We start from the raw sequence: 12760 nt of genomic DNA, 5'->3' as shown, positions 1-12760 counted from the left end.
GAGTATTCCGACGACGAGCGGTCGTGTGGTGTGCGAACTTATTTGCCATCCCGCTCGGTGGGTGGGCCATGAGCGAGGACGCGGTACGACTCGACATCGAGGAGTCGGTTGCGACGTTGACGCTGAACCGACCGGACATGCGCAACGCCATCACCCACGAGGTGTCGAACGCGATGCTCGAGAAGTTGGAGGAGGTGGAGGCGTCGGACGCCCGTGCGCTGGTCGTCACTGGCTCCGGTGGCAGTTTCTCCGCGGGGGGCGACGTCAACGCGATGGCCGCTCGACTGTCCGGGCAGGCGACGCTCGCCGAGTCCGTCCGACGCATCCACCAGGACACGAGTCGCGCCATCGAGCGTGTGGCGAAGTTCCACCTGCCGACCGTCGCCAAGATAGACGGCGTCGCGTTCGGAGCGGGGGCGAACCTCGCGCTGGCGTGTGATATCCAGCTCGCCAGCGCCGAGGCCCGGATGAGCTTCGGGTTCCGGCAGGTCGGCCTCGCCGTCGACACCGGCACGTCGTACTTCCTGCCGCGCATCGTGGGGCTGAACAAGGCGAAGGAGCTGGTGTTCACGGGCGAACTCCTCGACGCCGAGGCCGCCCACGACCTGGGCCTGTTCAACCACGTCTACACCGACGACTTCGAGAGCGAAGTCGAGTCGTTCGTCGACCAGATTGCACAGGGACCGACCGTCGCGCTCGAAACCTCGAAGCGGGCGCTCAACCAGGGGCTCGAACAGTCGCTCGACCAGGCGATGACCCGCGAGGCGGCCCACCAGGCGGCCGTCTTCGAGACCCACGACCACGAGGAGGGCGCGGAGGCGTTCATGGGCAAGCGCGACCCCGAGTTCAGGGGCGAGTAGGCCGACGTAGCCACCGGGGGAGTCGAACGGTCGTGTACGGCCACCTCACAGCCACGAGCGTATTTTTCACGGGCGAGACCGAACCGTGGACGATGAGTCAGCAATCCGCAGCCGGGAGTATCACCGTCTACTCCGACTACGTCTGTCCGTTCTGTTACCTCGGTCGTGCGTCCCTCTCCGAGTACCAGGAGACGCGCGACGAGGCCCTCGAAATCGACTGGCACCCGTTCGACCTGCGCTCCCAGAAGCGCAACCCGGACGGAACCATCGACCACTCGGTGGACGACGGGAAGGACGACGAGTACTTCGAGCAGGCGAAACAGAACGTCCGGCGGCTCGCCGAGGAGTACGACGTGGAGATGGACCTCGACATCGCCCGCGACGTCGACTCGCTGCCCGCACAGGTCGTCTCGTACTACCTGAAGGGACACGCCGACTACGAGACGTGGCTCGCGTTCGACGAGGCCGTCTTCGAGGCGCTCTGGACCGAAGGGAAGGACATCGGTGACGAGGAGTTGCTCGTCGAACTGGCGACCGCCGCAGGTGTCGACGAGGGTGAGGTCCGGTCGGCACTCGACGACGACGCCCTGCACGAGGAGGTCCGCGAGCAGTTCAACGACGCCCAGCGTGACGGCGTGACGGGCGTGCCGACGTTCGCCTACGACGGCTACGCTGCCCGTGGGGCCGTCCCCCCCGAACAACTGGAGCGACTCGTCGAAGGCACGTAATCGAGCGACGGTCGACCGACGAGTCCTCTCCTCAGGAGTGTAGCGGCGTCTCGCCGTTCAGCGGTCCCTGTAGCAGGTCGAGCACGTGGAGTCGGAACGGCCGAATCGGCGTGTCGGGTCGCTCGACGGTCGTCTCGCCGTAGCGTTCGAAGCTGATACGCTCGACAGCCACTCGCCCGTCCGGTTCGACACGGACCGTCTCGATGGCGACGAGTCGCCCAGTTTCGCGGTCGATGGTCACCGTCCGGTTACCGGGGTACGGGTGCGGTTCGCCGGTCCTGCTCGCGGGGGTCGGATACCGAACCGTGACGTTCGACGCGGTTCGGTCGACGACTCGTGCCGGCGCGTCCGTCACCGCCACGACACCGAACCGTTCGCTCGGCAACAGTGTCCGTCGGTCGACACGCAACTCGTTCGGGTCGGGCGTCGTGTCGTTTCCTCGCCAGTGCCAGATGCCGTCCTCGGTCCAGAGCGACGAGGAGGACCCGAACGCACCGCTCGTGACCACGCGGACGCGGTCGTTTTGCCGGTCGTGTTCGAAGACGAACGACTGGGGAGTTCCTTCTCGACTCCCGTTCGGCCCGTAGGCGGCCTGCGTCACCGTCGCGGTGTACGAGACGCTCCGGGTCCGTGCTTGGGCCTGTGCGACCTGCTCGGCGGCCGGTGCGTCGGCCCCCGCGTCGGTCGGCGCGTCGCCCACGGTCGGTGTCGTCACGTCGGCGTACTGGACGACACCACACCCGAGACACGCCAGCGTGAGGACACAGACGACCGCCCCGAGTTGTCGGTACGTCGTCGCCGGTGGTGAGAGCCGAACCACCCACCGGACCGGTCGAGTCGACCGCGGGAGGCCGAGACTGGGTCGGGTCGCGACGACCACACCGAGCACAGCCGCAAACGGGGCCGTCGCCAGCCCCGCGAGCCCCGTCGCCATGGTCACCAGTGCGAGGGCTTCGAGGACCGCCCCCGGAGCGGCAGCCCCGTCGGTCACGACGACGGGGACGGCGAGCACGGGACCGGCGAGCAGGCCTCCCGTGAGCGTGGCGAGCGCACCGACGAGCGCCCCACGCTGTCGTGTGGGCGTTGGGCCTGCTGCTCCCGCCCAGACGGCCGTCCCACAGAGCGCGGCGAGACACGACGTCGACACGACACCGAGGACGAACAGGTACCGGTCGAACGCGAGCAGTACGAGGGCGGGGACCACGCCGAGCAGTCCGAAACCGACGGGGAGGGTGAACTGGCGGAGCCGCATCGTCCACGGTTACGAGAACGTCGTTTTCAACCTACCGGTCGGAGGTGGAGCGAACCACCGGTTCGGTCAGTCGTCGAGGGCGTACCGACGAACGCACTCGAACCGTGGATAGCGCTCGCGGTGGTCGACGCTGACCAGAGTGAGTTCGTCGACGGTGACCGACGACACGTCGAGCGTCCGGTCGCGTTCGAGGTCGGTGACGACGGCCCCGACGTCCTCGTCCCGGAACGTCCCCAGTGCGGCGTGTGGGACGAACTGTCGGTCCCGGTCGTGTGTGGGGACGGCGTCGAGCGAACAGACCCGGTCGTTGAGTTCGGCGAACCGGCCTTCGTCGGCCAGTTCGCTGTAGACGACGGTCGGAAAGAGGTTGAGTCGGGGGAACTCGACCGTGAAGGGGTCGACCCCTCGCAACGCGGTGCCGACGTCGTCGGCGAGCGTCTGGAGGGCACCGGGAGCGACGTCGCCCGGACCGTCGGGGCCGTCGACGACGGTTCCGACCGCCGTGACCGTCACGTGGAGATAGCGTGGTGGCGCGACGGCGAGACAGTCGAACGAGGAGAGACGGTCGAGCGTCGGGATGAACTGCTCGCTGACGCGTCGGGGGACGTCGAACAGCAAGACGAGATGACCGGCATCGCTCCGTCGGGCGACGTCCTCGTCCGTCGTCGGGTCCACCGAGAGGTCGTGTCGTCGCTCCCAGAACGCCGCCGGGTCGCTGGCGAGGTCCGTCATCGAGCGGTCGCTCCGTGCATACGACCGGCGACGGTCCGCGCAACCTTCATACTCACTGACGGCTGAGCTTCGATATCATGTACCGCGACACCAGCAAGCGTCTCCAGTTCGACCGTGGGCAGCGAGCGTTTCGCTACTACCGCAACGCCGTCGAACGGCACTGGGACCCGTCTGCGGTCGACCTCTCGGCCGACGTCGACGGACTGGTGGCGATGGTCGAAACGGACCCGGAGTACTTCGACCAGTTCAGGGCGGCCGTCGCCAAGTTCGGCGCAGGTGAGCAGGCCGTCACCGAGGACCTCGCACCGCTCGCCGTCGTCCTCGAAGAGTCCGAGGCCCAGATGTTCGTCACGACGCAACTGTACGAGGAGGCGAAACACGCCGACTTCTTCGACCGATACTGGCGGGAGGTGGTCCACGCCGTCGAGGACGACCGGGGCATCGAGCGCTCCTCGCCGATGGAGCCGCGCTGGTTCAACGACGGCTACGACGAACTGTTCGAGCGCAACGACGCGGCGATGGACCGACTGCTCACCGAAGACACCCCCGAGAACCGCGCGAAGGCGTTCTGTCACTACCACCTCACCGTCGAGGGCATCCTCGCACAGACGGGATACTACGGCCTCCAGCGGGCGTACGGCCCGGACAACGAGGAGCTTCCGACGCTGCCCGGTCTGGTCGAGGGACTGGACTACATCCGCCGAGACGAGGGTCGCCACGTCGGGTTCGGGATGACGATGCTGAAAGACCTCGTGGCCGGGGGCGTCGACCCACAACTGCTCCACGACACCGTCGGCGAACTGTTGCCGTTGGTCGACAGCATCACGACGGACGGACTGGAAGCGGACGGCCCCGCGGCGAGCCCCGACGAACTTCGAACCTACGCCGCTGGCAAGCACACCCAGCGGATGAAACAGATAACGGTCGCTTCGGAGGCGATTCCCGACGTCGACCAGTTGACGAGTCTGGAGAGCGACTGAGCCGTCGGCCGTCGCGTGGTTCGACCGGCCACCGCGCGTGACTCGGTGAAAGGCTACTTGGTGGTTCCACCCCTGGGTGTGCTATGGCATCGCAGTTCCGGCTGAGCGCCGAACAGGAAGCGATTCGAGACGCCGTCCGCGAGTTCGGGGAGAACGAGATCGCCCCCGTCGCACGGGAGCACGACGAGAACAAGGAGTACCCCGAAGAGCTCCGCAGGGAGGCGGCGAACTACGACCTCGTGGCCCCGGGCATCCCCGAGGAGTACGGCGGTGCGGGCATGGACCTCCTCGAGACGTGTGTCGTGACCGAAGAGCTGTGGCGCGCGGACCCCGGCATCGGGTCGGCCGTCGGGTCCGCGGGTTTCGGCTCGTCGATGATTCGGAAGTTCGGCGACGAGTGGATGAAAGAGGAGTGGCTCCCGGCTATCGCGGCCGGTGACGCCGTCTCCTGTTCGTGTATCTCCGAACCCGCCCACGGGTCGAACGTCGCGGGCATCGAGACGACCGCCGAGAAGGACGGCGACGACTACGTCATCAACGGCAACAAGATGTGGATCACGAACGGCACCGTCGCCGACATCGCCGTCGTGATGACGAAGACCACCCCAGACGCGGGGCGGAAGGGCATCTCCGCGATTCTGGTGCCGACCGACACCGAGGGGTTCGAGCCCTCGAAGATCGACAACAAACTGGGCATCCGCGCGTCGGACCTCGCCGAAATCGTCTTCGACGACGTGCGCGTCCCACAGGAGAACCTCATCGGCGCGGAGGACGAGGGGTTCTACCAGTTGATGAACTTCTTCGCCGGCGGGCGGGCGAGCGTCGCCTCACAGGCAGTGGGGGCCGCACAGGGTGCGCTCGACGCGGCCATCGACTACGCCGGCGAGCGCGAGCAGTTCGACCAGAAGATCGGCGAGTTCCAGGCGATTCGGCACAAACTCGCGGAGATGGCGACCACGGTGGAGGCCGCTCGCTCGCTCACCTACCGCGCCGCGGGCTACGCCGAGGCGGGTGACCGCGAACTCGGCATGAAGTACGCCAGCATGGCGAAGCTGTTCGCCTCCGAGAAGTCCGTCGAGGTGGCCGACGAGGCGCTCCAGGTGTTCGGTGGCGCGGGCTACGTCACCGACCACCCGGCCGAGCGCTACTACCGTGACGCCCGTATCACCAAGATATACGAGGGGACGAGTGAGATTCAGAAGAACATCATCGCCGACCGTATCCTCTGAACGTTCGGTCACCCCTCCGGCGTTGCGCTAACCGAAACATCAAGGTGACGCCGCAATGCAGGAGAGAGTATGAGCAGTCAGGACGCCCCCGACTGGGACTTCAAAGAGCGCGACACGTACATCCTCCGCGAACTGTCCGAGGACCCACAGCTCTCCTCGCGGGAGTTGGCACGCATCCTCGAAGCCGACTACGACATCGACGTGAGTCACGTCACCGTCAGCGAGTCCATCCGCGGGATGCGCGAGGCGGGCGTCTTCCGCGAGGCCATCGTCCCCCACGAGGAGTACTTCATCTTCGGCATGTTCGAGTTCAAACTCAACCCCGAACACTTCGCCGACCACTACCGCGAGGCCATCGACACCATCCGTCACTCGCCGAACACGCTGTTCATGTTCGTCTCCGACGGCGAGTACCAGTGGAAGTCCATCATGATGTTCCCCGACCGGTTCTCGGAGTCGAAGTGGATCCACGACTTCTACAAGGACCACGGTCAGGCAGTCCACAACATCCGCAACAGCGTCGTCCACAACATGCTGAAGTTCCGCACCGACCCGGAGATGTTCGAGACGCTCCGGAAAGGACAGGACTGAGTCGGCCGGTCGACGGCCGAGCGCCCCGACCGGTCGAACCAGTCGGTCTTTTTACGCTCGCCCGCCGAACCGTCGGGTATGGAAGCAGTCTCCCGCGACCCGAGACCCATCGACCAGGCGATCGCCGTCGGCACGGCGATACTGCTCGGTGCGCTCGGAATCCTCGTCGGAATCGTCGCCGTCGCCGTCTTCGCGTTCGCCCTCGCGGCGGCCGGCATCGACGTCACTGACCGTCCCCTCCTCGGCATCGTCGTCTCGCTGATATCGGTACAGGGCGTCGGTCTCTCCGTCGTCGGCCTCGCCTACCTCACGATAACGGGCCGTGGACTGGGGTTCGTCCGTGCCCGCCTCCCCACGGTCCGTGACGGCATCTGGGCGCTCGGTGGACTCATCGCCATCTTCGTCCTCCTGTTCGCCGCCGGCCTCGCCATCCAAGCCATCACGGCCGCGACAGACGTCGAAACCGCCCAGAACAGCGTTACAGAGGTCGCTCAACAGGACCCGACGGTGCTCCTGCTGTTGATTCCGGCGGCGTTCCTCATCATCGGCCCGGCCGAGGAACTGCTGTTCCGGGGCATCATCCAGGGCCGACTCCGCCAGGTGTTCGGGCCGTGGTTCGCCATCGGCATCGCCAGCCTCGTCTTCGGGTTCGCCCACGCCTCCGCGCTCACCGGCGGGTCGGGCGGTATCGGCGCACTGCTCATCCCGCTGGTCACGCTGTCGCTGCTCTCGGTGGTGTTCGGCGTCACCTACGAGTTGACCGAGAACCTCGTCGTCCCCATCTTCATCCACGGCGCGTACGACGCGGTGCTGTTCGGTCTCATCTACGTCGTGTTCGCGTACGGACCCGGACTGGAGACGGCCGCGAACAACTCCTCGGGCGTCCTCGCGGTCCTGTTCTGACCGAGTTGACCACCTGGTCAACGACCTTATGGTCCCGCCACACCTCGGGGGAGACATGACGAGTGTCATCGTCGTCGGCGGGGGTCCCGCCGGTCTGAGCGCCGCACTGTTCGCCGCGAAGAACGGACTGGACGCCCACGTCTTCGACACCGACGAGACGTGGATGCACAAGGCCCACCTGTTCAACTACCTCGGCATCGGGTCGGTCGACGGGAGCGCGTTCATGTCGACCGCTCGCCAGCAGGTCGACGACTTCGGGGCCGAGCGACACCAGGGCGAGGAGGTGACGGGCGTCGAAGCGACCGACGACGGGTTCTCGGTCAGCACCGACGACGGCGAGTACGACGGCGAGTACCTGATTCTCGCCACCGGCGCGAACCGTGCCCTCGCCGAGGAACTCGGCTGTGAGACGACCGACGACGGCATCGTCGACGTGGACGTGACGATGGAGACGAGCGTCGAGAACTGCTACGCCACGGGCGGGATGGTCCGCGCCGAGGAGTGGCAGGCGGTCATCTCGGCGGGCGACGGCGCGGCCGCCGCGCTCAACGTCCTCACGAAGGTCAAGGGCGACCACTATCACGACTTCGACGTCCCCGATACGGCCGACCAGATGTTCGGCGAGTTGCGAGACGAGAGCGCGTAGAGCCCGGGCACGCGTTTTCACAATTGACTTACAGACGTTCGAACACGACCGAGCATGAACGTCCCCGACGAGTGGACACTCGGCACCGTCCACGCCAACGGTATCGACCTCCAGTACTACCGGACCGGCGAGGGGCCACCGCTGGTGCTGGCTCACGGCTTCTACGACAACGGCCGCTGCTGGGAACCGCTCGTGACCGACCTCGCCGACGACTACGACGTCGTCGCCTACGACGCGCGAGGTCACGGCCGCTCGGACGCTCCCGAGACGGGCTACGGTATCGACGACCGAGTGGCAGACCTCGTGGGACTGGTCGACGCGCTCGGCCTCGACGACCCGATTCTGCTCGGCCACTCCATGGGCGGGGCGACGGTGGGGTGGGCGGCCGCCGAACACCCCGACCTCCCCCAGGCAGTGGTCCTCGAAGACCCGGCGGCCCTCTCGGGCCAGCCACCGATGGGTCCCGACGAGCGTGCCGACCACGTCCGCGAGGCGCTCACGGAGGACGCCGAACTGACCGTCGAGGAGCGAATCGAAGAACAGTACGACGGGTTCGACCCCGAGCAAGCACGCCGTCACGCCGTCGCCGACACCGAACTGGATCCGAACATCGCCGAAATCGCCCGCGAGGGCTATCCCGAGAACCTGAGCGACCGACTCGGTGACGTCACCGTGCCGACGCTCCTGTTGCGACGCGACGCCGACGTAGCGCAGCGCGTCGAAGACCTACAGCTGACCAGCGAGTTGCAGAACGGCCGGGTCGTCCACGTTCCGAACGCCGGCCACTGTGTCTTCCACACGCAGTACGAGGCGGCGTTCGCCGAACTGGAGGCGTTCCTCGCGTGGGTCGCGGCCGACGCCCCGAGCGAACCGGAGTCACGAAACTGAGTTCTCGACAGTCACGTCACTACAGCTGTGTGTCCCCACTCACGCCGGTCGGTTCTGAAGGCGAGTGGCCTCGTCGCCTCCGTCCCGCTCGCTGGCTGTAGCGTCCTCGACGACGACCCGAGAGGTGTCGTCCTGAGCAACCTCGTGGTCCGGAACGCGACCCCCGAGCCACGAACCGTTCGTCTCGAACTCGTACGGGACGGCGAACTCGTCCACGAAGGGACACACACCGTCGATGGGATGGACGACAGGGTCGGAACTGTGGGGGTAGTCGAAGCGACGTGGTCCATCGACCCTGCGGTGTACGAACTGACGTACGCCGTCCGAGAGCACGAACCACTGGACGTTCGGACCGCACGAATCGACGAGGAGAGCCTCGGTCCGGACCACGAGTGTGCGGTCCCGACGATAACGCTCGGGTTCCCCGAGTACATCGACGTTCGGTTCGCCGTCCTCGGAAGCGACTCGGGGACGAGGCAGTACTGCCCCGCCGCTCAGACCACGAGCGAGCGCAGTTCGCAGGACAACACGACGTCGCCGTCCTGATTCAGGACCTCGGCGTCGTACTCCAGCACGCCGTTGCCGACGGGGTGGTCCTTCGGCTCTTTTCCGGTGACTTCGAGTTCGACGTGGATTGTGTCGCCGACGAACGTCGGTGCGCGGAATCGCAGGCGGTCGACGCCGTAGAACGCGACGACCGCCTCGCGTTCGGCGGGCGTCCGGGACTGCCAGAGCAGGCCCGTCATCGCCGAGAAGACGAGCGCACCGTGAGCGATACGCTCGCCGAAGCCCGAGTCGGCCATCCGCTCGGCGTCGGTGTGGAGGTGGTTGAAGTCGCCGCTGACGCCCGCGAAGTTCACCACGTCCGCGCCGGTGATGGTCCGGCCCTGGGTGACGCTCGTCGTGCCGACTTCCGCCTCCTCGAAGACGCTCGCCGGTTCGACGTCCTCCGGAGGGTCCTCCGTCACGCGCCCTCACCCCGGAACAGTCGGTAGGAGGTACCGCCGGTGGCGACCACCTTCCGTTCACCCTCGTGTTCGTTCGTGACCTGCGCTTCGGTGACGCCCATCGAGCGCCCGGCGCGGACCACCTCGGCTTCGACGCGCAGGTCGTTCGTCGCCGGACGGAGGTACCGGACGTTCAGGTCCGTCGTCGTGAGGCGGGCGTCGGGGCCGAGCACCGAGCGCAGGGCGAACCCGCTGGCGGTGTCGACGAGCGTCGCCGTCAGGCCGCCGTGCATCGAGACGTTCGCCAGGTTCGTGAACCGCTCGTCGAACGGGAGCGTGAGGACCGCACGACCCTCGCGGGCACTGACGAGTTCGACGCCGAGCAGGCTGAACAGGCCGTGTGTCTCGGCCTCCCCCTGGAGTTCGCGCTCGACGGCGTCGGCCTCCCCCGTCGAGAGGTCGCCAGTCTCGTCCGCCCCGTCACCGCTCCCCATCTACCTGCCCTCGAACTCGGCCTCGCGGTCCTCCATGAACGCGGCCGCCCCCTCCTGCATGTCCTCGGTGCCGAGCAGGAGGCCGAACGCCTGCGCTTCGAGTTCGAGACCTGCCGAGAGGTCCTGGTCGCGTCCGGCGTTCATCACCCGCTTGGCCTTCTCCAGGGCGATGGGTGGCCCCGTCACGAGGTCGTCGACGTACTCCGCGACCACGTCGTCGAACTCGTCGTCGTCGACGGCGCGGTTGATGAGGCCCCACTCCTCGGCGAGTTCGGCGTCGATGCGGTGACCGCGGAACACCAGTTCCTTCGCGCGGGCGTCGCTCAGCATCCGAATCGCACGCTGGGTGCCGCCACCGCCGGGGATGAGGCCGAGGTTGATCTCGGGGAACCCGAACTCCGAGTCCTCGGTGGCGATACGCAGGTCACACGCGAGGGCGAGTTCGTTGCCGCCGCCGAGACAGTAGCCGTCGATCTTGGCGAGCGTCGGTTTCGGGTAGTTGGCGACGGTCTCGAAGAACTCCGTGACGCCCTTCTCGTGGGGTTCGATGCCCGCGAAGCCGGTGATGTCCGCGCCTGCGGAGAACGCCCGGCCGCCGGTCCCCTCGAAGGTGACAGCTCGTACGTCGTCGGTGGGGGTGGTGTCGAGCAGGTGCATCACCTCCTCCATCAGGTCGCCGTTGAGCGCGTTCAGGCGCTCGGGGCGGTCCAGCGTGATTTCGAGCAATCCGTCCTCGGAGAGGGAGTGCTGGATGGTGTGGTACTCTCGCTCGCCGTCGCTGCCGCCGTAGGAGTAGAACCCCTCGCCGGCGTCCTGACCGGTCTTCCCCGACTCGACGAGGTCGACGAGGTAGTCGGCGGGTTCGTAGCGGTCCGCGCCGGTCTCCTCGTGGAGCGTCCGGAGCTTGTCGAGGACGGAGTCCAGTCCCTCCTTGTCGGCGCGTCGGCACGGCCCCTCGGGGAAGCCCGCACCGAGGCGCATCCCGGTGTCGATGGCCTCGGCGGTGGCGACGTCGTTCCCGACGAGCTTCGCCGCCTCGTTGACCATCCGCGCCTCGATACGGAGCGTGTCGAACCCCTCGCCGTCGCCCGGTTCGTACGTCGTTCCCTCCCCGTCTTCGTAGTCGTAGTAGCCCGTGCCGGTCTTCTGACCGAGTTCCTCGGCGTCGACCTTCTCCTGGACGATGGGCGGGATGGGCTTGCCCGCCTCCTTGCGGACGTGATAGCCGATATCGATACCCGTCAGGTCCGAGAGTTCGAACGGCCCCATCGGGTAGCCGCGCTGGTGAACCATCGCGGCGTCGGCCTGCTCGACGGTCGCCTCGCCGTCCGAGACCATCCACGCCGCCTCGTCGCCGAACGGTCCGAGCACGCTGTTGACGACGAAGCCGTTGACGTCCTTACGGACGAAGATGGGCGTCTTCTCGCAGGACTCGACGAACGCGTAAGCGGCTTCGGCCGTCTCGTCTGCCGTCTCCGTGCCGTAGATGACCTCGACGAGGTCCATCTTCACCGGCGGGTTGAAGTAGTGCATCCCGACGACACGCGAGGGGTCGTCGGTCGCGCTGGCGATCTCCGTGATGGAGAGCGAGGAGGTGTTCGACGCGAGGATGGCGTCCGCGGGAGCGTACTCCGCGAGGTCGCCGAAGACGTCCTTCTTGATGCTCATCTGTTCGGGCGCGGCCTCGATGACGAGGTCCGCGTCCGCGACGGCCTCCTCCAGGTCGACGGCCGTCGTGATGCGACCCATCACGTCGTCGGGGGCCTGCTCGACGAGGCCCTTCTCGGCGAGTTTGTCCAGACTCCAGCGGATGCTCTCGTACCCGTCGTCGACGATCTCCTGCTCGATGTCGCGCATCACGACGTCGTAGCCGGCGAGCGCGGTCACTTCGGTGATACCGTGGCCCATGCTGCCGGCACCCAGCACGGTCACGTGCTGAATGTCATCGATGTCCATGAACGCTGAGGATTCGGAAGCGGCTTAGTTCCACCGCAGCGGGCCAGCCTTGCTCGTGGGGACCGTAGAGAACGGTCTCGATAGCCGACCGGTGTCAGACACCTGCCTGACGGAGGCTTATGTACGGGGACGTGGTTCGTGTGTCCATGGACGACGGTTCACCGAGGGGAGAGCCCACGTCGACCGGCTCGACCGGCGCACAGCGCGTCGACATCGAGGTCATGGTCGCCGACGGCGAGGACCGTCCGACCGTGGAGGACGCCACGCGCATCGACGTCGCCGTCGGTGAACAGCTGTACCCGACCGCCAAACTGCAGGACGGCCGATACGTCGCGTGGTGGTTCGACGCCCACGCACCGGCGGCCGACTCACAGACGACCACCGAGTGGGTCGTCGGCCCGACCCGCTTTCTCGCCGCCGCCACGCTCGGCGAACTGTGGGAGGACCCACGCTCGTTCGAGACGCTGACCGCGAAGAGCGGGAACTGACACCCCTCGCTGGACACGCGCTTCGGCTCTCCCCCAACGTCGCAGTTCTCCCCACACGACTCCACC

Annotated in this window: 15 protein-coding genes; 10 read left to right on the top strand and 5 right to left on the bottom strand. The window is 67.0% G+C overall.

The window, feature by feature from the left end:
• Positions 1 to 68: 68 nt before the first annotated feature.
• Together GQS65_RS16120 and GQS65_RS16115 are read left to right on the top strand one after the other, a co-directional pair.
• Positions 69 to 860 carry an enoyl-CoA hydratase-related protein gene (locus GQS65_RS16120; RefSeq protein ID WP_158205662.1) on the top strand — a complete coding sequence of 264 codons (792 nt, stop codon included), beginning with the start codon at positions 69 to 71 and terminating at the stop codon, positions 858 to 860.
• 92 nt (positions 861 to 952) lie between these two features.
• Positions 953 to 1588: a DsbA family oxidoreductase gene (locus tag GQS65_RS16115; RefSeq protein ID WP_158205661.1), complete on the top strand. Its 636-nt coding sequence runs from the start codon at positions 953 to 955 to the stop codon at positions 1586 to 1588.
• Between the two features lie 31 nt (positions 1589 to 1619).
• On the opposite strand, the gene GQS65_RS16110 is transcribed toward GQS65_RS16115, so the two are convergent.
• Both GQS65_RS16110 and GQS65_RS16105 read right to left on the bottom strand, forming a co-directional pair.
• On the bottom strand, positions 1620 to 2840 hold the full coding sequence (locus tag GQS65_RS16110) for a hypothetical protein (RefSeq protein WP_158205660.1): 1221 nt from the start codon (positions 2838 to 2840) through the stop codon (positions 1620 to 1622).
• Between the two features lie 66 nt (positions 2841 to 2906).
• Positions 2907 to 3572, bottom strand: a complete 666-nt coding sequence (locus GQS65_RS16105; protein ID WP_158205659.1) for a 2'-5' RNA ligase family protein — start codon at positions 3570 to 3572, stop codon at positions 2907 to 2909.
• Between the two features lie 77 nt (positions 3573 to 3649).
• Here GQS65_RS16105 and GQS65_RS16100 point away from each other — a divergent pair, with 77 nt between their 5' ends.
• From GQS65_RS16100 to GQS65_RS16070, 7 genes are all read left to right on the top strand, one after another.
• On the top strand, positions 3650 to 4552 hold the full coding sequence (locus GQS65_RS16100; protein WP_158205658.1) for a ribonucleotide-diphosphate reductase subunit beta: 903 nt from the start codon (positions 3650 to 3652) through the stop codon (positions 4550 to 4552).
• A gap of 83 nt (positions 4553 to 4635) precedes the next feature.
• Positions 4636 to 5781, top strand: coding sequence for an acyl-CoA dehydrogenase family protein (locus tag GQS65_RS16095; protein WP_158205657.1), 1146 nt, complete (start codon positions 4636 to 4638; stop codon positions 5779 to 5781).
• 69 nt (positions 5782 to 5850) lie between these two features.
• A complete protein-coding gene (locus GQS65_RS16090; protein ID WP_158205656.1) occupies positions 5851 to 6372 on the top strand; it encodes an Lrp/AsnC family transcriptional regulator in 522 nt (173 codons plus the stop codon).
• A 78-nt stretch (positions 6373 to 6450) separates the two neighbouring features.
• Entirely contained in the window at positions 6451 to 7275 is an 825-nt protein-coding gene (locus GQS65_RS16085; protein WP_158205655.1) for a CPBP family intramembrane glutamic endopeptidase, read from the top strand.
• 55 nt (positions 7276 to 7330) lie between these two features.
• Positions 7331 to 7921: an NAD(P)/FAD-dependent oxidoreductase gene (locus GQS65_RS16080; RefSeq protein WP_158205654.1), complete on the top strand. Its 591-nt coding sequence runs from the start codon at positions 7331 to 7333 to the stop codon at positions 7919 to 7921.
• A gap of 54 nt (positions 7922 to 7975) precedes the next feature.
• Entirely contained in the window at positions 7976 to 8809 is an 834-nt protein-coding gene (locus tag GQS65_RS16075; RefSeq protein WP_158205653.1) for an alpha/beta fold hydrolase, read from the top strand.
• A gap of 27 nt (positions 8810 to 8836) precedes the next feature.
• Positions 8837 to 9355 carry a hypothetical protein gene (locus GQS65_RS16070; protein ID WP_158205652.1) on the top strand — a complete coding sequence of 173 codons (519 nt, stop codon included), beginning with the start codon at positions 8837 to 8839 and terminating at the stop codon, positions 9353 to 9355.
• Here GQS65_RS16070 and GQS65_RS16065 read toward each other — a convergent pair.
• From GQS65_RS16065 to GQS65_RS16055, 3 genes are read right to left on the bottom strand one after another with little or no spacing between them, the layout of a single operon-like run.
• Positions 9304 to 9777: a MaoC/PaaZ C-terminal domain-containing protein gene (locus tag GQS65_RS16065; protein ID WP_368280282.1), complete on the bottom strand. Its 474-nt coding sequence runs from the start codon at positions 9775 to 9777 to the stop codon at positions 9304 to 9306. The genes GQS65_RS16070 and GQS65_RS16065 overlap by 52 nt on opposite strands.
• Positions 9774 to 10250: a PaaI family thioesterase gene (locus GQS65_RS16060; protein ID WP_158205651.1), complete on the bottom strand. Its 477-nt coding sequence runs from the start codon at positions 10248 to 10250 to the stop codon at positions 9774 to 9776. The genes GQS65_RS16065 and GQS65_RS16060 overlap by 4 nt, the downstream gene beginning before the upstream one ends.
• Positions 10251 to 12206, bottom strand: coding sequence for a 3-hydroxyacyl-CoA dehydrogenase/enoyl-CoA hydratase family protein (locus GQS65_RS16055; protein ID WP_158205650.1), 1956 nt, complete (start codon positions 12204 to 12206; stop codon positions 10251 to 10253).
• A gap of 146 nt (positions 12207 to 12352) precedes the next feature.
• Here GQS65_RS16055 and GQS65_RS16050 point away from each other — a divergent pair, with 146 nt between their 5' ends.
• Entirely contained in the window at positions 12353 to 12694 is a 342-nt protein-coding gene (locus GQS65_RS16050) for a hypothetical protein (protein ID WP_158205649.1), read from the top strand.
• Positions 12695 to 12760: the final 66 nt, after the last annotated feature.

It is taken from the genome of Halomarina oriensis (assembly GCF_009791395.1).
Taxonomy (GTDB): domain Archaea; phylum Halobacteriota; class Halobacteria; order Halobacteriales; family Haloarculaceae; genus Halomarina; species Halomarina oriensis.
The sequence above is the reverse complement of the archived record's forward strand: the minus strand, read 5'-3'. Positions and strand labels throughout refer to the sequence as shown.